Origin of the sequence: Helicobacter sp. 11S02596-1 (genome assembly GCF_002272825.1) — a bacterium.
In the GTDB taxonomy this organism is placed as follows: domain Bacteria; phylum Campylobacterota; class Campylobacteria; order Campylobacterales; family Helicobacteraceae; genus Helicobacter_J.
On record NZ_MLAM01000010.1, the window covers coordinates 45,631 to 72,386 of the forward strand.

Annotated in this window: 21 protein-coding genes; 7 read left to right on the forward strand and 14 right to left on the reverse strand. The window is 42.1% G+C overall.

Annotated elements, in window-relative coordinates; all coding sequences use genetic code 11:
• Window positions 1–24: 24 nt before the first annotated feature.
• From BJI48_RS07140 to BJI48_RS07150, 3 genes are read right to left on the reverse strand one after another with little or no spacing between them, the layout of a single operon-like run.
• Window positions 25–942 (reverse strand): cysteine synthase family protein, encoded by a 918-nt coding sequence (locus BJI48_RS07140; RefSeq protein ID WP_095333431.1) that lies wholly within the window; start codon window positions 940–942, stop codon window positions 25–27.
• A 2-nt stretch (window positions 943–944) separates the two neighbouring features.
• Complete coding sequence (locus BJI48_RS07145) at window positions 945–2,105, reverse strand: PLP-dependent aspartate aminotransferase family protein (RefSeq protein ID WP_095333433.1); 1,161 nt, start codon at window positions 2,103–2,105, stop codon at window positions 945–947.
• A gap of 24 nt (window positions 2,106–2,129) precedes the next feature.
• On the reverse strand, window positions 2,130–3,170 hold the full coding sequence (locus tag BJI48_RS07150) for an AI-2E family transporter (RefSeq protein WP_095333435.1): 1,041 nt from the start codon (window positions 3,168–3,170) through the stop codon (window positions 2,130–2,132).
• A gap of 577 nt (window positions 3,171–3,747) precedes the next feature.
• Here BJI48_RS07150 and dapF point away from each other — a divergent pair.
• Window positions 3,748–4,548, forward strand: coding sequence for a diaminopimelate epimerase (gene dapF, locus BJI48_RS07155; protein WP_095333437.1), 801 nt, complete (start codon window positions 3,748–3,750; stop codon window positions 4,546–4,548).
• Here dapF and BJI48_RS07160 read toward each other — a convergent pair.
• The 4 genes from BJI48_RS07160 to BJI48_RS07175 all read right to left on the reverse strand — a co-directional run bounded on the left by BJI48_RS07160 (window position 4,536) and on the right by BJI48_RS07175 (window position 10,675).
• Window positions 4,536–5,120, reverse strand: a complete 585-nt coding sequence (locus BJI48_RS07160) for an outer membrane beta-barrel protein (RefSeq protein ID WP_180763081.1) — start codon at window positions 5,118–5,120, stop codon at window positions 4,536–4,538. The two genes, dapF and BJI48_RS07160, sit on opposite strands and share 13 nt — an antisense overlap.
• Window positions 5,121–5,533: 413 nt before the next feature.
• Entirely contained in the window at window positions 5,534–8,608 is a 3,075-nt protein-coding gene (locus BJI48_RS07165) for an efflux RND transporter permease subunit (protein WP_095333441.1), read from the reverse strand.
• On the reverse strand, window positions 8,608–9,309 hold the full coding sequence (locus BJI48_RS07170; protein ID WP_095333444.1) for an HlyD family efflux transporter periplasmic adaptor subunit: 702 nt from the start codon (window positions 9,307–9,309) through the stop codon (window positions 8,608–8,610). The genes BJI48_RS07165 and BJI48_RS07170 overlap by 1 nt, the downstream gene beginning before the upstream one ends.
• Before the next feature lie 13 nt (window positions 9,310–9,322).
• On the reverse strand, window positions 9,323–10,675 hold the full coding sequence (locus tag BJI48_RS07175; protein WP_095333446.1) for a TolC family protein: 1,353 nt from the start codon (window positions 10,673–10,675) through the stop codon (window positions 9,323–9,325).
• Window positions 10,676–10,866: 191 nt separating this feature from the next.
• Here BJI48_RS07175 and BJI48_RS07180 point away from each other — a divergent pair, with 191 nt between their 5' ends.
• A complete protein-coding gene (locus BJI48_RS07180) occupies window positions 10,867–12,345 on the forward strand; it encodes a chorismate-binding protein (RefSeq protein ID WP_095333448.1) in 1,479 nt (492 codons plus the stop codon).
• Window positions 12,345–13,943, forward strand: coding sequence for a bifunctional anthranilate synthase component II/anthranilate phosphoribosyltransferase (locus BJI48_RS07185; protein ID WP_095333450.1), 1,599 nt, complete (start codon window positions 12,345–12,347; stop codon window positions 13,941–13,943). Before BJI48_RS07180 ends, BJI48_RS07185 begins: the two co-directional genes overlap by 1 nt.
• Before the next feature lie 510 nt (window positions 13,944–14,453).
• Here BJI48_RS07185 and BJI48_RS07190 read toward each other — a convergent pair.
• The 3 genes from BJI48_RS07190 to rocF all read right to left on the reverse strand — a co-directional run bounded on the left by BJI48_RS07190 (window position 14,454) and on the right by rocF (window position 17,424).
• Complete coding sequence (locus tag BJI48_RS07190) at window positions 14,454–15,878, reverse strand: Do family serine endopeptidase (RefSeq protein WP_095333453.1); 1,425 nt, start codon at window positions 15,876–15,878, stop codon at window positions 14,454–14,456.
• 89 nt (window positions 15,879–15,967) lie between these two features.
• Window positions 15,968–16,450, reverse strand: coding sequence for a DNA-deoxyinosine glycosylase (locus BJI48_RS07195; protein ID WP_095333455.1), 483 nt, complete (start codon window positions 16,448–16,450; stop codon window positions 15,968–15,970).
• Window positions 16,447–17,424 carry an arginase gene (rocF, locus tag BJI48_RS07200; protein WP_095333457.1) on the reverse strand — a complete coding sequence of 326 codons (978 nt, stop codon included), beginning with the start codon at window positions 17,422–17,424 and terminating at the stop codon, window positions 16,447–16,449. Before rocF ends, BJI48_RS07195 begins: the two co-directional genes overlap by 4 nt.
• Before the next feature lie 751 nt (window positions 17,425–18,175).
• Here rocF and BJI48_RS07205 point away from each other — a divergent pair.
• Window positions 18,176–18,565: a nuclear transport factor 2 family protein gene (locus tag BJI48_RS07205; RefSeq protein ID WP_095333459.1), complete on the forward strand. Its 390-nt coding sequence runs from the start codon at window positions 18,176–18,178 to the stop codon at window positions 18,563–18,565.
• A 103-nt stretch (window positions 18,566–18,668) separates the two neighbouring features.
• Here BJI48_RS07205 and BJI48_RS07210 read toward each other — a convergent pair whose 3' ends face one another.
• The 4 genes from BJI48_RS07210 to BJI48_RS07225 all read right to left on the reverse strand — a co-directional run bounded on the left by BJI48_RS07210 (window position 18,669) and on the right by BJI48_RS07225 (window position 23,954).
• Window positions 18,669–19,898, reverse strand: a complete 1,230-nt coding sequence (locus BJI48_RS07210; protein ID WP_095333461.1) for a histidinol-phosphate transaminase — start codon at window positions 19,896–19,898, stop codon at window positions 18,669–18,671.
• A gap of 220 nt (window positions 19,899–20,118) precedes the next feature.
• On the reverse strand, window positions 20,119–20,865 hold the full coding sequence (locus BJI48_RS07215; protein WP_095333463.1) for an ABC transporter ATP-binding protein: 747 nt from the start codon (window positions 20,863–20,865) through the stop codon (window positions 20,119–20,121).
• Window positions 20,862–21,854 (reverse strand): iron ABC transporter permease, encoded by a 993-nt coding sequence (locus tag BJI48_RS07220; RefSeq protein ID WP_095333465.1) that lies wholly within the window; start codon window positions 21,852–21,854, stop codon window positions 20,862–20,864. Before BJI48_RS07220 ends, BJI48_RS07215 begins: the two co-directional genes overlap by 4 nt.
• Before the next feature lie 9 nt (window positions 21,855–21,863).
• Complete coding sequence (locus BJI48_RS07225) at window positions 21,864–23,954, reverse strand: TonB-dependent receptor (RefSeq protein WP_257874437.1); 2,091 nt, start codon at window positions 23,952–23,954, stop codon at window positions 21,864–21,866.
• 145 nt (window positions 23,955–24,099) lie between these two features.
• Between BJI48_RS07225 and BJI48_RS07230 the strand changes: the two genes are divergently transcribed.
• The 3 genes from BJI48_RS07230 to BJI48_RS07240 all read left to right on the forward strand — a co-directional run bounded on the left by BJI48_RS07230 (window position 24,100) and on the right by BJI48_RS07240 (window position 26,512).
• Complete coding sequence (locus BJI48_RS07230; protein WP_095333467.1) at window positions 24,100–24,741, forward strand: aspartate/tyrosine/aromatic aminotransferase; 642 nt, start codon at window positions 24,100–24,102, stop codon at window positions 24,739–24,741.
• Entirely contained in the window at window positions 24,738–25,373 is a 636-nt protein-coding gene (locus tag BJI48_RS07235; protein WP_095333469.1) for a hypothetical protein, read from the forward strand. Before BJI48_RS07230 ends, BJI48_RS07235 begins: the two co-directional genes overlap by 4 nt.
• A 113-nt stretch (window positions 25,374–25,486) precedes the next feature.
• On the forward strand, window positions 25,487–26,512 hold the full coding sequence (locus tag BJI48_RS07240; RefSeq protein WP_095333471.1) for an ABC transporter substrate-binding protein: 1,026 nt from the start codon (window positions 25,487–25,489) through the stop codon (window positions 26,510–26,512).
• The last annotated feature ends 244 nt before the right edge of the window (window positions 26,513–26,756 follow it).

Genomic DNA, 26,756 nt, shown 5'->3' on the forward strand with positions numbered 1-26,756 from the left:
TTTCTAGTTTGCTCCTACCTTGCGTTAGTCAAAATCTACAATATCCTTGCTAAGGTATTTTTCTAGCCCATCGGGAAATATCGTAACAATATTGGCATTGCCAATCTTTTTTGCCAATTCCAGACAAGCCCAAAGACTTGCCCCCGAAGAAACCCCTGCCAACACACCCTCACGCCGACACAAAATACGCATCCCCTCATAAGCATTTTCATTCTTGACTTTGATGACCTCATCGATGAAATCTAGTCGCATAATCTTAGGAACAAAATGATTCCCAATGCCCTCAATGTCATAGCTCCCAGCCTCGCCCCCGCCGATGATAGATCCCATAGGATCACACAGCACGCCCTTAGCAGCGGGGATTTTTTCTCTAAAATACGCCATCACGCCACTAAATGTCCCCCCACTGCCTGCCCCGCATACAAAATAATCAATATTCCCATCAAGCGCCTCATCGATTTCTCTGGCGGTGCTTTCATAGTGGGATTTTGGATTGTCTGGATTGTCAAACTGCGACAAACAAATCGAATCAGGGATGATTTCAAGCAAGGTAGCAACTTTTTTGTTTGCGCCCTCTATCCCCTCATCTTTAGGCGTATTGATGACTTTTGCTCCCAAAGCTTTCATCAATGTTTGTTTTTCTATCGAAAATTTCTCTGGGACCACCATCACCACATCATAGCCCTTGCTTTTCGCACTCAAGGCAATGCCAAGCCCCGTATTTCCCGCTGTGGCTTCGATGATGGTGCTTCCGGGCTTGAGTTTGCCTCTTTTTTCAGCCATTTCGATCATAAATTTTGCAACCCTATCTTTCACACCACCGGCAGGATTGCGAAACTCGAGCTTGGCAAAAATGCGGTTATTATTTGGGATATCCAAGCGATTGAGCTTGAGGAGAGGGGTGTTGCCGATGAGTTCGTCGATGTTGTTGCAATAGCCCATCGCTAAGCCTCACGGCTAGAGCAAATAGCATTTTGCAAATCCGCTAAGATATCGTTTTTGTCTTCAATGCCCACAGAAAGGCGTATCAAACCATCGCTGATACCCATATTTTGGCGGATTTGAGCCGGGATAGAAGCGTGTGTCATCGAAGCAGGATGGCAAAGCAGGGATTCCACCCCGCCCAAGCTCTCCGCAAGGGCAATAAGCTCGACAGAAGCAAAAAACTTCCGATAATCATACCCTGCTTTTAAAACAAAGCTTATCATTCCCCCACCACCAGAAGCTTGAAGCCTATGGGTCTGGTAGCCTTTATCTTGAGGTAATCCGGGATAAAACACCTCTGATACCCCCTCCGTGTGGCTCAAATGCTCGGCGATAAACAACGCATTTTCGCAATGTCTTTGCATTCTCACCCCAAGTGTCTTGATACCCCGTATCAACAAAAAGCTTTCAAAAGGCGATAAAATCCCGCCGGTAGCATTCTGCAAGAAGCCAATTCTTTCGGCTAATCCCTCATTATCGGTAACAACAAGCCCAGCGATAAGATCGCTATGCCCGCCTAGATATTTTGTCCCACTATGGAGGACAATATCAACACCAAGCTTGATGGGGCGTTGCAAATAAGGGGTCATAAAGGTATTATCTACGATACTCAAAACCCCGTGCTTTTTTGCGATTTGAGCGATTTTGGCGATGTCGCTCACACCCATCAGTGGATTTGCCGGACTTTCTATCAAAATCGCTTTGACCCCCTGCTGGAGGGATTTTTCAAAGGCTTTTATATCTTGGGTCGGGGCAATCTCATAGGAAATCCCTGATTGAGAAAATACCTTGTCTAAAATCCGAAATGTCCCCCCATACACATTGCTTGAAATCAGCAATTTATCGCCTGTTTTGAAAAGTCGCAACACCGCATCAATAGCTGCCATCCCTGAGGCAAATGCAAAGCCAAACCGCGCACTTTCTAGCTCGGCTATCAGTGCTTCTAGTGCATCCCTTGTGGGATTTTTGGTTCTTGAGTATTCATACCCTTTGTGCTTGCCTAGCTCGATTTGTTTATATGTAGAAGTCTGATAAATCGGCACATTCACCGCACCGGTGTGGCTATCCCCATCAATCCCGCCGTGAATGAGTTTGGTATCAATACGAACTGATTTTTCCATTGTTATTCTCCATTAGATTAGATTTTATTTCTCTTGCGTGCAAGAAAAATGATTCTGATAAAGCCGAAGCAATGCGATAAAAAACGCTGTGATGGTCGGACCGACAACAATCCCCCAAAAGCCAAATGTCGAAAGCCCTGCTAAAATCGAGAAAAAAATCAAAATTTCATTGATTTGAAGCGGTGTTTTTAAAATCTTTTGCTTGATAAGGGCAATCAAAACCGGTTTGATGAGATTGTCAATGACAAAACCAATAAATACCAACGAGTAAATGGCGATAAAAATCGCTACGGCAAAATGGCTACTATAAGCCTCATAGCCTGCGATCGGGACCCATATCAAAGCCCCGCCAACGATGGGTATCAGCGAAGCCAAACCATAAAGAACACCCAATAAAAACCCGTCATAGCCAAACCAAATCACAGCAATGCCAAATGCAAACCCCTGCAAAACGACATTGATAACTGAGGTCAAAAATACCACACGCAAAACGCCATTGATTTCGCCAAAAATACTTCTGGTCTGAGCGACCTCAAAGGGGAGTAAGCCCAGCATATAATCATAAATCCGACGCCCATAATAAAAAAAGAAAAACAAAAAAACCAAGATAAATCCCGCATCCATCACGAAATTTAGGCTGAATTTGGTAATCGTGCTACTGAATTTGATAGCATAGCCCATCATTGATTGTGCCGAGATATTTGAAAGCATTTGATTGACATTTGCGCCCAATGTCGGGAAATCTGCTAATGCCACTCCAATCATCTCTTTTGTGCGTTCGATAAATTCACTCAATGTATCCATATCCAAGCTAAGGATGAATTTTAGGCTTTTATGCCCCACAAAATACAGAGGCACGATCAAAAAAGCCAGCAAAATCGCCACGCACAAAAACGAGTTTAAAAGATTGAAACGACTATAATGATCAAAAAAATTCTTGAGCCAAAATGTCGCCACGCACAAAAGCCCAGCTATCAAGAGATTCATCAAAAAATCTTGATACAAATACCCCATCCAATAAAGACCGACAGCAAAAACAATCCAAAAAAAATAAATTGGGCGCATTGAGAAAACTTTGTAAATTATTTTGCCAACGATTATAACAGAAAACCTTGGAAACTTTGCCTGTTGAAGCGGTCTTCAGATTCAGTTTTTAAACTGAATCGCATAAAACATAATGTTTTCTTTTCCATATTTTTATCGCTAGTGATTGTTTCTTATACTAGCTAGAAAGGGGTCAGGGGGGCTTAAATTGCGAAGTCCGCCCCCCTAGACCCCTTAAACCCCTACCCCCCGACACGCCCCCTTGGCAGATAGGGTGAAAGTGCGTAGTTGGCTTTGGTTTATTGGTGGATAAGATTTAAATACCTTAGAAACTGGGTTGATATTCCTGCGTTAGCAAGATATAACCCTATTCTTTAGGAACAGGAGGAGCGTTAAGCCAAAGACAACTGCTTGTCTTTGGTAGCTCCGCACGGCGATGCGTTTATGCTCCAATAGGAGCATAGCATACGACAAAAGCAGTTTCACTGCCCGAAGTGGTCTTCAGGTTTGTTTCTAAGCAAACCGAGTTTAAATAAATAGAACAATTTTGATAAAATCACAGCATTCGCACGCAAAAAATAAAAATATGGATAAAAATATGGATAAAAAACTAATCTTGCACAAATATTCTGGGAGTGGTAATGATTTTTTGATCACGCAAGCCACCAAAGATGATCGCCATCATAACCGATCGGTTTTGGCAAAAACGCTTTGTGATCGCCACAATGGTATCGGGGCAGATGGGCTTGTCGTGGTTTTACCCCACCCAAGCTATGCCTATGAATGGGAATTTTACAATGCCGATGGCAGTGAGGCAAAAATGTGCGGGAATGCCAGCAGATGCGTGGCACACTATGCCTACACAGAGGGTTTGGCCCCTAGCCATCATTGCTTTTTGACCCAAGCAGGCGTGATTGAAGTGAGTGTGCAAAATAATATCGTTACAAGCAATCTGGGTGCTTATAAACAATTAGAAAAATTTCAGCTCGATGGTAGCGGATTTTGCGGGGATTGGTATCATATCGATACGGGTGTGCCCCATTTGGTGCATTTTGTAGCAGAAAAATCCCAGCTCCCTCACGCCAAAACGCCCGTTCTTTCAGAGCTTCGCAAGCAATATAATGCCAATGTTAATATGGCATTTATCCAAAAAGATAGCCAAGATGGCACGATTTACCTCAGCACGTATGAAAGGGGTGTCGAAGATATCACACTTGCGTGCGGGACAGGGATGGCGGCTGTTTTTGCCGTGGCAAATAAGTATTATGGCATTCCCCAAACAGCCACCCTCATCCCACCGAGTCAAGAAAGGCTTAGCCTAAGCTTCCAAGGTGAGGATATCCTCTATGCAGGCGAAGTCAAACGTATTGCGATGTGTATTGTGGATCAAAATAAATAAGAATATGAAGCGCTCGCATAAATATTTTCATAAGAAACCGCAGGATTAGCGATGGATTTGACCCTGCTAAAAGGTATTTTTATCCCAAGCTCAACGCGATGATTGCTCTGAATGCTTGCCCCCAGTCCAAAATTCAAAACACCGGTATATCCATACACAAGCGCTTTGTCTTCAGGGGTAACCTTGATAACATTGGCGTGTTGGAAATACCCAAAACCAACCCCGCCATAAACCCCAAAAGCATTTTCGCCAATATGTAAAAAATCTGCCAACAAATCGAGATTCAAGCTCAATACCGAAGATGTGATCGTATCAAGCGCTAGTGGTTTGATAGCCATCAGATAATCCAAATACGTCCTGATGGCTAGGTATCCATTAAGAAAGCTGAATTGATAACCGCCCCTAGCTCCCCAAACAAAAGCCTTGTAAGAGTTGGGTGTATCTTTTTGCCCATCAATCATCTTGGAAATATCAGCCATCCCCAAAGCCCCGCCGATAAATATTTGACTTTTATTGGGTTCTGTAGCATTTAAGCCCAACAATACCAAAGATAAAAAGACGATAATCCTCATTTTTTTTCCATATAACAAGATAGTTTTAAGCATTATATCCCATCTTGTTTAAAATGCCCTCCACGCAAAACAAGGCAATAATAAAAATGTTATAAAATAGACTGAATGAGTTGTGTTGGCTGGGAATAACTCGGACGGATAGAATAACTTTAGGAATGGAGCAGGGTTTTAGTCTGCGGAGTGGTTTCAAAGTTCAGTTTGCGAATGGAAACCTTAGAAACTCTGCCCACCCCAAGTTGGTATTTCTGCGATAGCAGGATATAACTCGGGTGGGTGGGTCAAAATCCTTTAGGAATGGAGCAGAGTTTCACTCTGCGGAATGGTCTTCAGGTTTGTTTCCAAACAAACCGAGTAGAAATAAGAACCGGTCTTCAGGTTTGCCAAAAAGGCAAACCGAGTAAAAAATAATTACATCAGAATTTATCACCCTCTTTGGGTTTGTAAAGTTTTTTGATGTAATCATCAATCGGGGCAAGCAAACGATAAAAAACAGGGACGATAAGCAAGCTCAAAAACATTGATACCAATAAGCCCCCGCTCATCGCAATCCCGATGGGGGATTTCATAGCCGAACCATCTCCAGTGGCGATAGCAAGCGGGAGCATCCCAAAGACCATCGCAATCGTCGTCATCAAGATAGGGCGCAACCTCGATTCCCCTGCCAAAATAATCGCATCATAGATATTATGCCCCTCTTTGCGTTTGTCATTGGCAATATCAATGAGCAAGGTCGCATTCTTGCCCACCATCCCGATGAGGAGTATCAACCCCATCATCGAAAACATACTCAAAGGCTGGCCCACAATGCCAAGGGCAAAAAACGCCCCTGAAAAACTTAGTGGCATTGTAATCATAATGATCAAAGGCTCTAAGAGGGATTCATACAGCGCAGCAAGTATCAAATAAATCAGTATAAAAGCCGTTGCTACAGCTACAACAAAAGCCTGCCCTGTTTCTGCGAGGTTGTCTGCATCACCCCCAAATGCAATGCTTGCACCCGGAGCGAGCCATTCAGACGAACGACTTTTAACAATTTCTAGCAAATCCCCCAAAGACAGACCAGATTCCTTTGTAGTTTCGCCATAGACGGTAACACTGCGTTGTCTATCATATCGGGTGATATTTGATGGCGTGATACTTTCTTTGATCTCAACCAAACCATCTAAAAACATCAATTTACCATCTTTATTTTTGATCTGGAGGCGCTTGATATCCTCTACCGAGACCCTTTTATTATCAGGGACGCGAATCGTGATGTAATATTCTTTTCCATTTTCTTTGAAATACGCCGCTTGATTTTCCCCTGAAAACGCAGCATTGACGACCTGCCCAATCGCTTGAGCGGTGATACCATATTTGTTGGCATTTTGCCTTAAAACCGTGAGCTGGTATTGGGGTTGCATATCTGAAGTGCTGGTATGGTAGTTTTGGAACTTCCCTTTAAGCTCGGGGCTTTCAAGCAAAAGATGGCGGAGTTTGCTGACACTCTCATCTACCAACGCTTGTGAGGGCGCATAGATATAAGCTTGGAATGGCGAATTGTCTCCCCCGCCAATCAAAGGCACTTCTGAGGGGATAATCGAAGTCATAATCTTGGCTTCAGGCATCGCATTGAGGGTCTTTCTAACCTCATTCATAATCTCAAATTGACCTTTTTTTCTTTCTTTTAAGGGCTTGAGTTTTACATAGATTTTAGATTTGAATACACTTTGGATCTTGCCATAGCCCACCTGTATGGTCGTAAAATCAACATCAGGACGCTTTTGTATTTCTTTTTGAAAATCGATCGTTCTTCTTTGCATATCATAAATACTAATACCGGGCTTTGTCTGAATCCATACATAAAACTGCCCCCTGTCCTCTTTGAGCATAAAATCCGAACCCAATCTACCCGCTACAACCAAAGAACCAATAAAAATCGCAAGCACCAAAACGCTGATGATGATTTTGTTATTCAAAACAAATTTCAAAATCTTTACATAGGTGCTTTCCATCCCTTTGAAAAATGGCTCGCTCCAGTGATAGAATTTCGATTGTTTGGGGCTGACAATCAACGAACTCACCATCGGGATAATCGTGATAACCACAACATAAGAGATGATAATCGCTAACGCCACGGTGATCCCAAAGCTTTGAAAAAACCTACCGACAATCCCTGTCATATTCCCCACGGGGATAAAGACAGAAAGCAACATCGCAGAAATCGCAATGATAGCAAATCCAATCTCCCTGACCCCCTCATAAGCCGCCTCACGCTTGCTCATACCGGCTTCAAGCTTTTTGTGGATATTTTCGATGACAACAATCGCATCATCAATGATAATCCCAATCGAAAGCGTGAGCGCAACCATTGTGAGCATATTGAGAGAAAATCCCATCATCTGCACGAGCGCAAATGTCCCCATCACCGATACCGGGATACTGATAGCAGAAACGAGCGTGATCGTAACATTTCTCAAGAACAAAAACACAACAGAAACTGCCAAAATACCCCCAAGCATCAAGTCAAATTCAATATCCTTGATCGAGGAGCGGATATATTCTGTCGTATCCAAAAATGTCTTCACCTCATAGCCCGGACTCACCGCCTTAATATCTGGAAGCGTGGCATAAACCCCATCAGCAATCTCAACTTCGTTGGCCCCAGAGATTTTTTGCACCTCAAAAATAACGCCGGGCTTATCGCCAAAAGCCGCATAGGTCGTGTCTTCTTGAATCCCATCTTCAATCACAGCAATATCACTGAGTTTGACATTATCAGCGACCCGAATATTGGCAACCTCAGAGATTTTGTAGCTATTAGCATCGGTAAGGATTGAAAAATCCTTGGTGTTATTGACGATTCTCCCGCCATCAACTTCGAGATTTTCCGTCCCAAGCGTATTCCAAAGATCAGTATAGGTGATCCCATATTTATTCATCAATGTCGGATCGGCATAAATCCTGATTTGTCTTTCACGATAACCATTGAGTTGCACACCCCCAACCCCATAAATCTTTTGGAGCATTGGCTTGACAATATTTTCGGAGTGGCGCATCAATTGCGGGATAGGGACGGTATCGCTACTCAAAAACAACGAAATAATCGCTTGCCCATTCGTATCAAATTTATCCATTGAAGGCTGGTTGATATTAGGGTCATCAAATTTGACCGAAGATACTTTATTGATGACATCATTCATCGCCTCATCAATGGGCTTTTCAAGCTGGAATTCGATGATAACCAAGCTGATGTTTCTCGCACTATTTGAGGTAACTTTCTTGATCCCATCAATCCCCATCACGGCTTCTTCGATCTTATCAGTTACCTTGCTTTCGATGACATCCGCACTCGCCCCCGGATAGCTCGTGCTGACCATAATGATAGGGAAGTCAATATCAGGGAAAAGGGCTGTAGGGATTTTTTTGAGACCCATCACACCAAAAAAGATGATAGCCAAACCAAACATCAATGTCGTGATGGGGCGTGTTATCGCAAACTTATACATTATTTAGTCCTTATATAGCCATCGCCAAAAATGCCCGGCACCATATCATCTGCAGCAATCGCTTCGGCACTCACTTTTCTTGTCGTATCATCAACGGTGGGATAAATTTTAGTGATTTTAACGACTTTTTGTTCCCCGCTCCCATCGATAGCATAAACATATTCATCGCCAACTTTTACCTTATCGATATATTTGGAGTCAAATTCTAAGACGATTTTTTTCTGGTGGCTCACCAACCTAAAAAGCGTCGTGCTATTTGCCATTACCCCATCGCCAAGGTTGATGTTTTTGCTGGCAATCACCCCATCAAAAGGCGCTTTTAAGATACTTTTATCGAGCAAAGAAACATAATAATTATAATCTGCTTCAAGCTTTTTGTAATCTGAAAAATACTTATCCAATGTATTTTTGTCGATCGCCCCACCGGTTTTGCTGTATCTTTCGTATTGTTTTTTGGCAAAAACATATTGTTGATAAATCGAATCGGCTTGTGCCTTTTTGTCCTTGTTGGATAAAGACAAAAGCTTATCTCCCTTTTTTACGACACTATCAACATCAACAAGCATTTCTGATACGATACCAGAAGAATCCAAGGTCAAATTCGAATCCTGCACTGCCTCGACATTAAAAATCGCATAAACATCCTCGCCCCACAACAAAGATGCGCTCAAAAGTGTTGCTAGTAAAAATTTCATCTTCATCCGTCTATTCTCCTTATTTTATGTAGTCCTGTAATTTCTGCCCGCTATAAAATATATAATTGGCTTTTTGTAACTCGTAGTTATTCAAACTCTGATTGTAGGTAGCTTCTGCGTCAAACTTGGTGCTTAAAGCCTGCAAATAATCCGTAAAATTTATCAATTGGGCGTCATATTTTTTCTTGATATTTTGATAAGAAATATTGGCTGATTTCAAGCTTGCCTCAGAAGATGCGATTTTGGCTTTTGCTATTTCGAGAGATTTGCGATAAAGCTTTTCGTCTTTTTTTTGCTCCAATTCCTTATAAAGCAGATTTTTTTCATTCGCCAACTGACCAAGCTTGAGGTATTGCTTTTGCAAAGTCAAGCCAATATCATCAAATACTTTCAGTGTTACGGTAACGCCGACTGTGTTTTGCTCGGTAGGATAAAGCTGTCCAAACCCTCCATAAGCATAAGCTGGTTTTTGAATATTGTAAGTCCACGTATCAAATATCGCAACAGAGGGATAATAATTTAACTGCTTGTTTTGATATATTTGAGCGCGGATTTGCTCTTTTAGAGAAATGAGGTCCTGGCGCTCTTTGATCTCATAAATAGGATTGCTGATTTCAATCCGCTTGAGGGCATCAAAATTTTTATTGGTGAGGTATTCAAGCATCAATTTGTTTTGCTCGATAGAAAGCTTAATATCAGCGATTTGATACTCGCTCAAAGAGCCTTGCGCCTTGAGAGATTCCAGATCATCAATCGTGGTAAGACCTTGGTCATAAAGTTTTGAAACCCGTTGGATGTCTGAATTAATCTGATCGAGTTTTCGCTGTAATGAAACAAGCTGGGAAACATTATCAAAATACTGATAATACTGCTGGATTACCTGAAGATAAATATTTTGTCTTGTGTATTCCATATCCGCGACACTCGAGCGGTAAGTAGCGGATTTTTCTCTAATGGTGTTGATGGTGTTAAAACCATTGAAGACATCCAGATTAAATTTCGCATTTGCAACTTGGGTATTGTAATTTTTATATGTCTCGGTATCTCTGTTGTTGTTTTGAAAGGTATAATCTAGATCAAATCGAGGCAAAAACGTTGCTTTTGCAATCGTATGGTTCTTTTTTGCTTGTTGCATACTCAAGGCTTTTGATTGGAGCGAATAGTTTGAATCCGCCCCTTTCAAAAGCTCGATAAGCCCGATGGCGTTGCCAACATTTTTTCTAAATTTTTCCATCTCTGAAGATATGCTTGGATTGCCATCGCTTTGAATGCTTAGATCCATTGATTGTTGTTTATTTTTAACATCCAAATCGTTTGCAAACAAGCTCCACAGAGGCAAAAAAGCCAATATAAGCAAACCTGAAACTCTCATTTACTCTCCTAATCTTCTAGCTTGTATCTAAAAATATAACGCAAAATCTTACAACTTAAGTGTGAAGTATAACACAAAAATCTAAATAGTTGCATATGCAACTATTATAATTCTAGAATCTTGCAAAGTTTCCATAAGTAGCATATTTAATGTATAATCCAGGAACAAAAAAATGATTTTTCGGAGATTTTATGTTTGACTTTAGTGCCTCAATGCCTGCCAAAATTGCATTCAAAAAAATAATGTCTGACAATCTCACGCCGTTGATGGTGCTTGAAAACACCGCTGCGAGGGTGCTTTTGGAATCAGCCTATCAAGAAACAGGAAAGGAAAGATATTCCTTAATGATGCTCTCCTGCGCATTTTTGGTTGTCAAAAATCTTGGGAAATACACCCTCTTAGCAGAGAATTTCACACTCGATCTCAGCACAAAAGATAGTAGCAAAAAATTCCTAGACTGGCTGGAGTTTTTTAGGGATCTTTCCCCGCAAAAACCCCAAGAACTCGAGCATATCCCGCTTCCCTTAGGCGGGATGGGGTATTTGGGTTATGAATTTTTTGAAGAAATAGAAAACATCGTATTTGACAAACCCAAAATCATCAATACTTACGATTGTGCGTTTATTTTCGGGCGGGATTTTCTCATTTTTGACCATCTTTATGATGAGGCGTATATCGTGAGTGTTGGGTATGCCAAAGAAAACCAAGACACCCCTTTGGAAGCCAATATCAAAGCGATTGAAGAAAAACTACTCCATATCAAACCCACTATCAAGCCCATCCCCCCATCACAAAAAACCACTCCCACCCAAATCATCTCCAAAGACAAGCAAGACGATTATATCCACGCTATTAAGTGCGTGCAAGATGAGATTTATGCGGGCAATTTGCTCCAGTGCGTCCCCTCGCAAAGTATGCAAATCAAAACCGATCTTCCCCCCTTGCAGGCGTATCGGAATTTACGGCACAAAAACCCCAGCCCCTATATGTTTTATTTTGATTTTTGTGATTTCAAGATTTTGGGGGCTTCTCCTGAAGTGATGATTAAGTCTCAAAATGCCACCCTCACGCTTCGCCCCATCGCTGGCACACGCCCTAGAGGTGAAACACCCGCAAAAGATCTGCATAATGAAAAAGAGCTTTTAAATGATGAAAAAGAAAATGCCGAACATTTGATGTTAGTCGATCTTGGCAGAAATGACATCGGCAAGGTTGCTGTTGCTGGTAGCGTGAGGGTTAGCGAATTTAAATCGATTGAAAAATATTCCAAAGTAATGCACATCGTTTCTGAAGTTACCGGCAAGCTAGATACCCAACGATATACATCCAAAGACGCCATTTATGCGACATTTCCTGCTGGAACGATCAGTGGCGCACCCAAAATCCAAGCGATCAAAACCATCAATGCCCTCGAACCCCACAAACGTGGGATTTACTCCGGGCTTATCGGGTATTTTGATAGGAATGGCGATCTTGATAGTGCCATCATCATCCGCACAGCAGTCTATCAAGATGGGATTTATTATCTCCAAGCGGGGGCGGGTATTGTCTATGATTCTAATCCAGAAAGCGAATATATCGAAACCAAAAACAAAATGCTTGCCCTCATCGAAGCCATCACACAAGAAAACAGCGAAAATTCTCCGCAAAACTCCCTAAAGGTAAGATAATGATTTTACTTATCGATAATTATGATTCTTTTACCTACAATCTTTATCAGGTTTTCTCAACATTCAATCACCCCGTCAAGGTCGCTAGAAGCGATATGATCACTATTGAAGAAATCAAAGCCATCAACCCGCAATATATCATCATCGGTCCAGGTCCCAAAACTCCCAAAGAAGCCGGGATTTCTATCCAAATCATCCAAGAACTCAAAGGGATTTATCCCATACTTGGCATTTGTCTTGGACATCAAGCCATACTTGCGGCATTTGGCGTGCCTATTGTGAATGCCAAACACATCGTTCAAGGAAAAATACAACCCCTCAAACACAATGCCCAAGGGGTTTTTAGAAATATCTCCCTTGACACGCCGGTTGTGCGCTACCATTCACTCGCTGGCAAAGAAGAAGACATCCCCGATTTTTTCACCATCAGCGCATTTGCCCCCGATGGGGAGGTGATGGCAGTCGAACACAAGCACTACCAGCTTGTAGGATTGCAGTTTCACCCCGAATCTATCGGCACGCAAGAGGGCGAAAAAATGCTATTAAATTTTTTGCATTATCGCCGAGAAAGCGTCCCTATCAAAACCTATCTCAAAAAAACCCTCGCCCTCTGCAATCTGGAATTTCAAGAAGCCTATGATATTATGGACGAGCTCACGGAGGGCAATATGAGCGATGCGCAAATTGGCTCGTTATTCACATCGATGGAAATCAAAGGCGTGAATGCTGAAGAGCTTGCCGGATTTGCTAGTGTGTTGAAAAAAAAAGCGGTCTCTTTTCCATTGCCTATAAACGGCGAAAAGCGTATGGATATTGTCGGGACTGGTGGGAGTCCAAACAAAACATTCAATGTCTCCACCACCGCTTCGCTATTGCTCGCCACAGCAGGCGTGAAAGTCATCAAACACGGCAATGGCGCGATCACAAGCAAATCAGGTTCAGCAGATTTGCTCGCTAGATTGGGGATCAATGTCGATATGAGCGTATCGACGTGTATCCACTGCTACAATGAGTTAGGCATTACCTTTTTATATGCGCTCAAATTCCATTCAGCCCTGCGTTTTGCAAGTGCGGCGAGGAAGTCTCTGGGATTTAAGACCGCATTCAATCTCATCGGTCCTTTAGCAAATCCCGCTGCAGTTACGCACCAATTCATCGGCGTTTTTAACAAAAACTACACCGAAAAAATGGCAGAAGCCCTTAATATATTAGGTATCAAGCGGGCTTTGGTGGTGAGTGGATTTGATGAATATGATGAAATTTCACTCTGCGCACCGACCAAAATCACCGAACTCAAAGATGGCAATATCAGCAGTTATGATTTTACGCCCATTGAAGTCGGGCTTGATTATGCGAGGCATTCGATGTTAGTAGGCGGGGATAGCTTCACAAACAAAGAAATCACGCTTGAGATTTTCAACAATATCCCATCGGTAAAAAGCGACTTGGTATGCCTTAACACGGGCGCTGGACTCTATCTCTATGGCTTAGCAGATTCGATATCTGATGGGTATTGGCAAGCAAAAGAAATCCTAAAAAGTAAAAAAGTATTTGATATTTTGGAAAGTTTTCAAAAACTCAGTCATCTTATATTATAACTACTCGGTTTGTTTGGCAACAAACCTGAAGACCGCTACGCAAGGCAAAGCCTCGCTTCGCTCCTAAAGTAAGCATTTCACACCCAAGCTTTGCTTGTGTGTTGGAAATAAGTTTCTAAGGTTTTCATTATAGTTACTCGGTTTAATTTTTTCTCTGAAAAATTAAACCTGAAGACCATTCCAAGAGGCAAAGCCTCTTTCCATTCCTAAAGTAACCATCTCACACCCAAGCCTTAGGCTTGTGCGTTCGAAATAAATTTTAAAGGTGTTGGTTTGGGCTTCACCCAAACCTGAAGATCACTGCGGGCAGTGAATTAAGGTTTGGGCGTATTGCTATGCTCCTTTTGTCGCATATCGCAATCGCCACGCAGAACCAAAAAAGATAAGCAGTTATCTTTAAGGATAGGGTTATATCCTGCTAACGCAGGAATATCAACCTGTTTTCTAAGGTTTTCATTATGTTTTACGCAATTTGTCTTTTTGGCAAACCGCGTCCGCCATAATAAAATTTTATTTTGTTACGATGGTTTTGATCCCATTGCTACCATAAACCAAAATCCTTTTTGTCTTGCCTTTGTATTTATTCAAGGCATTGGTAAAATCTGCTGTTGATTTGATAGTAATATCTTCGATTTGAGAAATAATATCCCCTTGCATAAAGCCAGCATCTTCAGCAGCAGAATTTTCAGCCACAGAGCTTACTATCACCCCGTTAATGTCATTGGGGATTTTGTATTTTTGTCGGATTTGCGGGGTGAGGGTCTCGACTTTTAGCCCACTGAGCTGTCCTTGCATATTGTCTTTGGGGACACTTACTTCATTCTTGCTGTTATTTTTTCTCTCTGCTAGGGTGATCGTAGCAGTATGCTCTTTTTTATCCCTGATGTATTTGAGCGTGATTTTTTGATTGGGATGGAGCGAACCAATGATATTTTTGAGTTCCGCAGCGTCATTGATCTTTTTGCCATCAACCTCGGTAATAAGATCCCACACCATCAAGCCGGCTTTCTTAGCGGGCGAATCTTTTTCAAGGCTGATAACCACCGCACCTTGTTTGCCAGCATAAGTCCCCCGCAAATCATTGCTGACATCTTGAATACCCACGCCCAAAAATCCTCGTTCAATCTTGCCATTTTTCACCAACTGGGTTACGACACTTTTTACCATATTTGAAGGGATCGCAAAGCCAATGCCGTGATTCCCGCCTGTTCTTGAGATGATAGCGGTATTGATACCCACGAGCGCCCCACGGCTATCGATGAGCGCACCACCAGAATTTCCCGGATTGATAGAAGCATCAGTTTGGATAAAATTTTCATAATTATTAATACCCATCCCATTTTTGTTGAGCGCTGAGACAATGCCCTGCGTTACGGTCTCACCGACACCAAAGGGATTGCCTATCGCAAATACCACATCGCCGACTAACAAATCCGAGCTGTTGGAAAACTTGATAAATGGCAAGCCCTGTTTGTTGATACGGATGACTGCCAAATCCCCATCGGGATCTGCCCCAACAAGGGTCGCAGAATATTCTTGCGTGCTTCCAGGCAGGGTAACGGTGATTTTATCTGCCCCATCAATGACGTGATTATTGGTTACGATGTAGCCATCAGGTGAGATAATCACCCCGCTCCCAAGCGCTCGCTCCACCCTGTCTTTGGGGATTTGATTATACAAATCGCCAAAAAATTGCTGGAAAAATGGGTCATTAAACATCGGATTATTTGTGATCTGATTCCTGATCTTTTTTTGCGTTGAAATATTCACAACTGCCTGCGTGGCGTCTTTGACCGAAGCGTTGTAAGAATAAACCGCATTAGAAGAAATATCTGGACCCACACGCTTAGCGACACTTGGCATATCAGCAATGCTAAAGGCATTCAAACTCAATGCTGTAGCCAAAACCGCACTGATCAAAATTTTGTATTTCATAAATTGCTCCTATTTTTAAGGTGGTTTTAAAGAAAAATAATAAATCAAAATAATAAATGCTTAAAAAACTAAGAAAACCAGCCTAACGCTCACAAACAAATCACTCGCCACGCCTCAAGTAATGCTTCTAGGCTACACCGTGCATTTGCAGGGCTACTTGAGGGAAGCACGACAATATCACGCCCAAGCTTGGGATAACAATGCCTTTGATAGAGTTCGCCAGCTTTCTTGCCATTGGCAAAAATCTTTTTGACACAAGAATTTTCAAGGATCAAGCCCAAATCATTCGGCAGGGCATTTTGAATGCTCCCATCACTTGAACCCTCAATCTCACAACTTGCAATCACATCCCACAACGCAATATGATGGGCGAGCAAAAAATCACGCCTCGCAGGGATGTCTGCCAAAAAAGGTTCGCCAAATAATCGGCTCAAAATTTTCCAAAATCGATTTTGTGGGTGATGGTAATAAAAATTTTGTCTTGAAGTCTTTGAGGGAAATGAACCCAAAATCAAAATTTCAGAATTTTTATCAAAAACAGGTGCAAAGGGGTGTTTTTCAAACGATTTCACCGCTGTAGCTCTAGTTTTGTGATGGCGCTCGAAACAATCTGGGTAAGCACTTCATTGTCTTGGGAATGAGAATCTTTTAAAGCAGGATTAAACTCGGTAAATTCAATCGCAATCAGCTTTTGGGCGAATCGCTCAATCAAAAGCCCGATAAACCTATCAAGCTCAACGGGATAAAGCCCGTTATTTTCCCTCACCCCTGTAGAGGTAAAAATCTTCCCATCAAGCACATCAACATCCACGCTTAGATAAATGCGATCAACATTCTGCAAGCAACTAGCGATTTTATCTACCACACCAGCAATATCTTTGCGGATCTCTGCAACACGATAAAGGGGGATCTGGAATTTTCTAATCACCTCTCTTTCGGACTTTTCCATACTTCGCACGCCAGCATAAACGAGATTTTGAGGGGCAATGCGATTATCTTGCGGGGCTAGCGAGCATAATTTTTTCCATTGGTTTTTTTGTGTGGGCGTGAGTGTATTTTCCCCCGATGTAACCACATCAAGCACCCCGCCTAAGGGCATCCCGTGGATATTTCCTGAAGGCGAATCATAAGGGGTATGCAAATCAGAATGCGCATCCACCCAGATAATCCCGATGGATTCTTTGGGGTAGGCTTTTTTGCAAGCTTGCAGGCTACCAAGGGCGTTGGAATGATCCCCGCTTAAGATCACAAGTCGCTTCCTTTCTGCCATCACAGAAGACATCGCCGGGATTAATTTATCTTTGAAAAACCCATAAATCGCTTCGATATTTTTCGCATAATCAATCGCTTTTGCTCGCTCGCAAGGTTCAAAATCTGCTTCACTTTCACCAGCAAAATCTGCAAAGTCATTGAAAATTTTGAGGGCATTTGCCATCAAGGGCTGATGGGATTTTTTTAACAACGTATCGAGCAAGCCCACGCCTTGGGCAGCCCCTCTTTTAGAAGCCCCGATGTCTGAATAGATTTCTATAATCTGCAATTCCATTATATTTTCTCCGATATGCCCAAATCATCACGATTGCCAAATCTGTTTTTTGTCAAAAAATACATTACGTAGCATAATGCAATATAAACTGGGTTGATAACGAAATGCAACGCACGCCGTTATGACCCTATCCTTTAGGAATGGAAATAGGCTTTGCCTCTTGTAATGGTCTTCAGATCCAGTTTTTAAAAACTGGATCGGTAGGCATAATGTTTTTTTAGGCTTTCGTCTATTAGGAGGGGGCGGGTTCTACTTGCGAAGCGTCGCCCGCCCCCTTCCTAAAACCTTCCCCCACCCACTGCACGCCCCCAATGCAATGCAGGATTAAAAAGCGTAGCTGGCTTTGGTTTGCTAGTAGTTCAAGAATTGCTAACAAAAAAGCAATCTACGCTCTATCATCTTGACCACTAAGGAGGTGGGTCAGGGTTTGGGGGAGTTTTCTGACCCACCCACCCGATGGGATATAGAAACCCACCCACCCTGCGGACTTCGCAAAGAGCATACCAATACGCCCAAACCTTTAAAAAAGCCAACTGCTTGGCTTGACTAGCCTCGCACGGCGATACGTTTATGCCCGTAAGGGCATAGCAGACGGCTAGCCCCTTGTCTCCCTCAAGGGAAAACAAAACAGGGAAACTTTTAACCTACCTTTAAGCCCCAAAACCTGAGTAAAAAATAATTTCCTAATAATTTAAATTTTTGTATATAATCCTATTTTATTCATAAAAATTAATCTAATAAGGAAAATATAATGCAAACAAAAGCCATCGTCCAAGAATGCTTCCAAAAGATTTTAGAAGAAGGGAAAATCGATAATACCACGATTGAACATTATTTTTCCAAAAACTACACACAATGCGTCAATGGTATCCAAATCGATTTTGAAAACTTCAAATCCCATTTGCACAAGCAAAGAGAAACCATTCAAACCATTACCATAAAATTTATCACATTGCTCGCAGAGGGCAATATAGTTTTTACCAACCATCTAGTCAATGCCCGCAAAAAAGATGGCACACATTCAGTTTTCAAGGTCTTAGCCCAATTCAGCTTAGAAGATGGCAAAATCATTGCGTGCGATGAACTCACGCAACTTTTAGAGGGTAATCAGAAAGATTCGGATCTGGGGTCGCGCCATTGAAATGGTAATAATAAATTTTATCTGGTAACGATTTTTTAAGGGGTTTGCCCCCAAATCAAAGCTTTTGTTCCATTTTTATTGGCACAAAACCCTCAAGGCTCACTTATATCCAGCCTTTGGTGCGAAAATCTTTCAGAGCGCTAACAAAAACTTGCATTTCTTCAGGGACGCCCATACTCACACGATTCCATTCCAAAAGTGGTGGGAATGCCCGCCCGACAACCACGCCCGCTTCTTTCATCCGTTTTTGATACGTGCTTAAATCGCCTTTGACTTTGTAAAACAAAAAATTCGCCTGCGTGGGGAGATAGGTGATTTTGAGATCATCGAGCGTTTGGGTCAGCATTTCTTTGGATTTTTTGTTAGCTTCTAGGCTTTTTGCCTCAAAATCCTTATCCGCCAATGACGCTAATGCCGCATACGTGCCTAAATAGTTCATATTATCCCATTCCATAAAGCCCGTGATGACCTTATTACCCTCAAAATAACCGCCGATAAGCTTTATCATCTCGCCATCAGCGATACCATAGCCCACGCGCAAGCCCGCTAAGGCATAGATTTTTGAAAATGTCTTGCTTACAAGGATATTTTTATGCCCTGCTTGGACGTATTCTAGGGCGCTTTTGAAATTGGTAGCGTATTCGCCATAGGCTTCATCAAAGATAAAAAGCGTCTGGTTGCTCTTGGCTTTTTTCACCCATTTATCGATATTTTGGGCATTTGCAGTCGTGCCAGTGGGGTTGTTGGGATTGCAGATATAGACAATGGAAATGCCTTTAAAATTCTGGGCGTGCTTTTGCATACTCAAAATATCCAAATCCATTTTTTTATCCAGCGGGACTTTTACGATCTTGATTTTGGTAGGCTGGGCAAAAAATTCGGCATATTCAAATGTCGGATCGCCAACGATAAGCTGGATGGGCTTTTTGTTGAGTTTTGCTTGATTGATAAAGGCATAAATGGCTGCTTGAATCACTTGCGAAGAGCCGTTACCTAAAAGGACATTTTCCAACTTAAATCCCAACTTCTTCCCAATCATTTCAGCTAGCTTGGTGCGTGCAGAATCGGGAGCATACGTGAGGTAACGGAACGAATTATCCAGATTATCCAAAACCGCCTGCTTGGCATTTGGCGACATTCCTAAGGAATTTTCGTTTGAATTAAGATAAACAAGCGAGCTTTTTTTGGCAGGGTTTGCCAGAATCATCGGCTTTTCTTTGGCGTCCAGATTGATAGCCAACCCACCCAAAACAAACGAACCCCATACCGCCGCAGCAGAGGTTTTGAGGACATCACGACGGCTTTGAACAAAATCTTGTGTTTTTGAAAACATAGTAATCCTTTCATATTGAAATCTATATTTTCAATATACTTCAATTTTAAAATAAAATGAAAAAAATATTTTTTTAATCCAAACGTATCGAATCAATGTTAAAAAAAGTAACAGATAAGCAGTATAAAAACTTATAATTTTATAAATAAAATAGATTTTCGGACTTGAAAAACCGCTCCAGTTGTATGATATATTATTTTAAAAATCTTTTAATATATTTTTAAAATGCAAAAATATCATTAAATAAATAATGTGGCACATCAAAAATCCTACCTAAATGGCGTTTTGTCAAAACCTCCTGCGTTCTCCCATAGATATATTTTGGGCTATCATTCTCCCGATAAAACAAAAGGCATTTATGAGAGATTTTATGGGCGTGAGCGGGGTAATGGGTATTAAGTAGCACGCCTACGCCTTGTTTTGAAAGGCTAGCGAGCAGGTCTAAAATAATGTGTTGATTTTTGATATCCAGATTGGATTCAGGTTCATCAAGGACAAGTAACACAGGCTTAGAAATCAAAGCACGGGCAAATAGCACCATCTGCATTTCCCCACCACTAAGATGATAGCAATGCTGGTTGCTTAGGTTGGCAATGCCTAGCCTTTCAAGTGTCTCCATTGCCTCGTGATAATGCTCTTTTTTGGGATGGAATGCAAGGAATGGGTTGAGACCAAGAACAACCATATCCAGCACGCTAAGCCCCATATTGACATTCCGAGCCTGCGGGACATACGAGACTTTTTTCCAAAACTCTCTGCTATTTGCCACACGCTCTCCTAAAAGCCTACTTTCGCCCCTATTCCATTGCAAAAACCCCATACAACATTTCAAAAACGTTGTCTTCCCTACCCCATTACAACCTAGCACACAAAGTATCTCGCCCGGCATTATTTCCATTGAAATGCCCTTAAGTATCGCTTTATCACCCCGATAAAAACTCCCATCCAAAACGCTAAAAAGATTCACAATCGCATCCCTTTGTTGATTTTTAGCACATAGATAAAAAATGGTGCGCCAAGTAACGCACACAGGATAGAAATAGGGATCTCATCAGGGGAGAGGCTACGGGAGAGCATATCAACAAATACCATAAAGATCGCCCCCAATAAGAGGCTAAGCGGGATGATTTTAAAATTATTCCCCCCACAAAGCAATCGTGCAATATGCGGGATAAGCAAGCCCACCCAGCCTACTAATCCACACATCGACACAACCAAAGCCGTAATCAACGCACAAGCCCCAATAAATAACGCCCGATAAAAAGTCAAAGAGATCCCCATACTCCTTGCCTCATCATCATCGAGCGCTAAGATATTGAGCTTCCATCTAAAAAGATAAATCACCAAGCACGCTAGCAAAATCCCAACAATACCCAGATAAATCCCATCAAAACCATTCACTTGCAATGAGCCTAAAAGCCAATACGTGATCGCAGGGAGGACATCTTGTGGATCGGCGATGTATTTTATCAAGGATAAAAAGCTCTGAAAAAGAGCAGAGACAATAATCCCTCCAAGCACCAACATCACCACGCCCCCTCCTTTGGTAGCGATAGAAAGGGTCAGTGCTAATGCACAAAGCCCAAAAACCAATGCCATCAAAACCAAACCCAACTCCCCAAAGCCAAAAATCAAGCCCAAAATCGCCCCAAAGCTTGCCCCGCTGGTTACACCCAAAATATCAGGGGTTGCCAAGGGATTTTTGAAAATCGCTTGAAAGCAAGCCCCCGCTACCCCCAAGCCACAACCGACAAATATCGCTAGCACCACACGAGGTAAGCGCAAATTTAAAATCACTTGTGCGTTGAGACCATTGTTTATCGCACCATTTGCCCCGCCAAATATCTTTTGGGTCAAAATATGAAGAATCTCTCCCACCCCCAAATCATATCTCCCCGCCCACAAGCTAAACACACAAACCCCGCACAACAAAAACCACAAAAAAATGATTCTCATTGCCTAGCCCTAGTATTGATAGGCATATTTGAGGACAAAATTCCTGCCCGGCTCTACAAGGGGATTACTCACCAAATCATTAGGGTATTTGAGATCCTCCACGGTGGCAGGATTCCTACCTACCACATCAAAAGCATTCTCTACGCCCATCACCACCTGCATATGTTTGAAATCTTTGCTAAGACTTTCTAAATCCCAACCAATATAAACATCGCTCATCGCATAAGATTTCGTGGGGCGTTCTTGTGTGGGGTCAATGCGTGCTTTAAATTTCCCCAGATATGCCCGCTCTACAAATCGAAAAAACCACCCCTTCAGATCATATTGCAAGGACACTCGCCCATAAAGTGGGGCGATGTAGCGATAGGGTCTTTTGTTTGTTACATCTTGGGCGTAGGTATAAGTCGCAGCATAGTCAAGATGCAATGTGTCTAAAAACATATGCCGCCCCTCCAGCTCTGCACCTGCTATATACACTTCTCCGATATTGACATATTGATTATGCACGCCTGCTTGGGTGGTTTTGGTGGTGATGAGATCGGTATAATAGGTGAAAAAACCCGTGAGACTTACCCAGTGATTAGGATTATGCGCACGAAAACTCACCTCAATGGTATCAGAATATTCGGGTTTTAGCGTGGGATTAGGGATGACTTCTAGTCGCAAATCCCCTGCTGGACTTGAATTCATCCTCGCACCTGCAGATGGCACTCTAAAGTTGTGGCTCAGATTAATAGCGTTGCTGAAATTTTCACTGAAGAAAAATACCGAACCCAATGCCCCCGTGAGTGCGCCATTATGGATCACGCTATTTTCATCGAGCAATCTTGAGGCCTCTGGCGTTTCTGTGGAAAAATGCGGGTGTTTCTTAATCAAAGTCAGCACATAATCCCCACGCACCGAAGCAGAAAGCACCCACGGATCAAAAACATTCCAATCATCTTTGATAAAAAGCCCCATATCTGTTGTAACAGAAGGGCGATAGAGGGTTTTTATCACATTCTGTGCGATGGCTTTTTGCGGTTTATAAACCTTAACCTGCGGATTGAGGCTACTATAAAAATCCACACCATAAACCAAACTATGGGCTTTTATTCGCTTATCCCCTGCGAGGCGTCCGCCAAAGATATAGCTATTGATCACAGGTTGGAGTGTGCCAGCAGGGTTGCTATAAATATCTGTGTCGTATTTGCGCACATACAAATAACCATCGAGCTTGTCAGCAAAACCCAGCTCAAAAGACTCTATCCCCACACGCAGATATTTTTCCACGATGGGGTCTTCGCGTGTTATTTTGACTGGATAGCCTGGAGCAGCCCCAAGCCCCCCAGCTCGCCTGGAGACAACGTGGGTATAACGCCCTTGAGTATAAAATCTCGTAGAATGGGCATTGGTGTAGCCGATATTAAAATCCCCGCCATAGACATCAAACGCACTATTTTTTGCCACCCCAATGGGCGTGGTGTAATCTTGTGCTGTCTTGATATTCCCGCCAACAAGAATATCCCAACCATTCCCGCCACCGATGAGTTCGGCACGCCCGCCAACGTATTTATTCACGCTGGCAAAATCCACAGCACGGATCTTGGGTGTTAGGCTAAAGCTTTGATGAATATCGCCTCTGAAGCGACGTGTGCGAAGATTGATAACCCCATTCATCGCATCTGAACCCCACAACGAAGAAGCAGGTCCCCGCAACACCTCGATACTTTCAAGTGAATTGGGATCAAAGGTGTTAAATTCTAGCGTATTACGCCCCGATACCCGCACCCCATCAAGCAACACAATCGAGCGGGTGTCATTGGAATTCATCCCACGAACGCTGAGTTGCCCGTTGATACCGCCCGATCGAGAATACAGCACGCCAGGAGTTTGCTCCAAAAGGCTCTGGATGCCCCCAGTGCTGACATTTTGCAAAATTTCTTCCTGAGGGATAACGCTGATACTCTTGCTCTGCTCTTCTAAGGGTAGTTCCGACATACTTGATTGCGTAACTATCTTTTGAAGTTGATACGTTTCAGGAACAGAAGTTCCTTGTGGTAGCACCTCTTGTGCCAACATCGCTGAAAAAACAAAAGCGGTAGAATAAAAAATCTTCATTTATGCAACCTTGATATTTAAATTTTTTTTGAATGCGAAATTTAATATATATTTTCTTAAATGATAATTAAAAAGATAATTAATATTATTTTAATAATATAATCAATAAAATACTCCCAAAAATAAATCCAACTTAGAGAAAAATATGTTTAATATATTGCAAAAAGACATTCCCCCGATTGCCTATCTGGATTCGCAGGGCTATGAGGAAAATGGCGTTTATCATCATTTTTTATACGCCGATCGTGTGGCATATTTCAATATCTATGAGCGAGGTTTGGGCAAAGCAAGCGGGCTGGAGAGCTTTGAAGCTATCATTATCCCCACAAGCATTGATGAGATTTATCTTTCAAAACACGCCACTTATATTGAAAACTTTTTGGAAAATGGAAAAATTGTCGTTTCTTTTGCTCAAAATTTTCTGCCCTGGTTGCCTGGAAATAATCTCTATATCCCCAGTGAAATCCCCATCAAAGACAGGGAAGTCAAAATCTCTTCTCACCCAATATTTCAAGGCGTGAGCCAATATGATCTCAACTACAGGCGAGGGGTAAAGGGATTTTTCAATCGTGGCTACTTCCATCCGCCAAAGCACGCACAGATTATCCTAGAAGACAGCGAGGGGAGGTGTGTTGCCTATATTGATCGCCTCACGACCAAGGGCGTGATTTTAAGCACGGCGGGGGCGGATTTGCTAGGCTTTGGGATATTTGATACCAACACAGCACGCAGAATGGGTGTGGCACTCTTAGGCTGGATTTTAAAAGAAATCAAGGGGCAAAAATGAAACTCAAAAATGCCATCATCACGGGGGGAAGTTGCTTTCATCAAAAATTTTTTACCAATAAAAATGGCAAATATGCCAATTTTTTTGATGAGCGCATTTATGTGCTTGACTTGAAACATCAGGATTTAAGGGGCTTTGATTATCTCACAATTGCTTCAAGGTGCAATGCGGATATTTTGCTTGCAAACAAGCAAAAATTGCGTGATTATCTTGATGGGGGTGGGAATATCGTAGCATTTGGCGAGATGCCAAAAATCTACATTGAGGGCGTGAGATGGCGTGGGTATCCAACAAATTTTTGGTGGTGGGTAACCCCGGGGGCAGATCTCCCCTTGTATGCTAGCAACCCTAATCATCCTTTGTTTGAAAAACTCACCCCTAATGAAGCCAAATGGCATTACCACGGCGTGTTTTATCCCCCAGAAGGGAGCGAAAAGATACTAGTCAATGAGCTTGATGAGAGCATTATTTATAAAGACGGCGTGAGTTTTAAGGGCAATCTTTATATCACTTCTTTGGATCCTGATTTTCATCTTGGCTTTGGCTTTATGGATAAAACGGAATTTTTCTTTGATAAATTTATGGAATGGGTGCAAGAAGATATTGCGCTAAAAAATTCCCAAAATCTTTGAATCCGCATACCCAAATACTTGGGTCAATTGCCTATTAAATATAAAAAAACGGGTTGTTTGGGAGGCAAGCCAAGCTATAGAGAGGATTTTATAAACCAAAAAATAGGAGTTTTATGAAAAAATTTATTTTTTTATCTTTGATGTTGTTTTTTTCTTGTGGGGCTGTGGGTGTCAAAGACTCGCTAAATCATATCATCGAAATCCCCCAAAAGATTGAAAGAATCGCTGTAGTTGGGGGGATGTGGCCCTTGCCATCGATTATTGTGCTTTTGGATTCTAGCAGTTCAAGGCTCGTCCAAATCCCAAAGGCCAGCAAAACAGCGATCAAAGCTTCCGTGCTTGCCGATTTTTATCCAGAGATCCTCAATATCCACGATGGCAACACCGAAAATATTGAAGAAATATTGAATTTCAAACCTGATATTGCCCTCTGCCATCAAGCCAATAAAAAACTCTGCTCTACGCTCAATAGTTTGGGTATCCCCACACTCACACTAAGCGTGAATATCCAGAATTATAACTATAAGCTGACCTTAAAAAACTGGCTTGAAATCCTCGGACAGGTTTTAGGCAAGCAGGCTCTGGCTGAAAAACTCATAAACGCCAATGAAAAAATAGAAAAGCAACTCCAAAACCAACTCAAAAACATCGCAAACAAACCTAAAGCGATGATTTTACACCGATATAGCGAGAATGAAATCGTTGCTAATGGGCTATTTGCAAATTACTTGCTGGAGCATTCTGGGGCAGAAAATGTGTTTGCAGACTTTAAAACCCCCAAAAAAGTGAGCCTAGAAGAAATCTATAGGCGTGATCCTGATATCATCTACATCACGAATTTCACCCCTGCAATGCCAGAGGATTTATTCAATTCCAAGCTTTGGGCAGATCTGCGTGCTATCAAAAACAAACGTGTGTATAAAATACCTCTAGGAACGTATCGATGGTTTGCCCCCTCTGCGGAATTTCCGGTATTTTTGATATGGCTAGCCAAACACAATCACCCAGAACTTTTTGTAACTTGGGATATTTCCAAAGATCTTTTTAGGCATTTCAAGGAATTTTATAACAAAGAACTCACCCTGGCACAAATCCATCAAATCCTTTTCCCAAGCCCAGAAGCAGGCAAGTTGCAATAAACTTGCCAACAAAGTCCAGGAGAGTGTTTATCGCATAAATTACAAATCGCCCCGAATCATTCAAACAAACCCACCCACCAACACAACCTAACCATAGCCTATAACCAAGCATACAAGCATACACCCATCATCAATAACACCCATTAAAAGCCTAAAATATCGATCGTTTGGCTTATTTTTCTGTATTAATTTATAGAATAATGCGCGTGGGTATTTGTTATATCTACCTTATGGGGTGTATGGG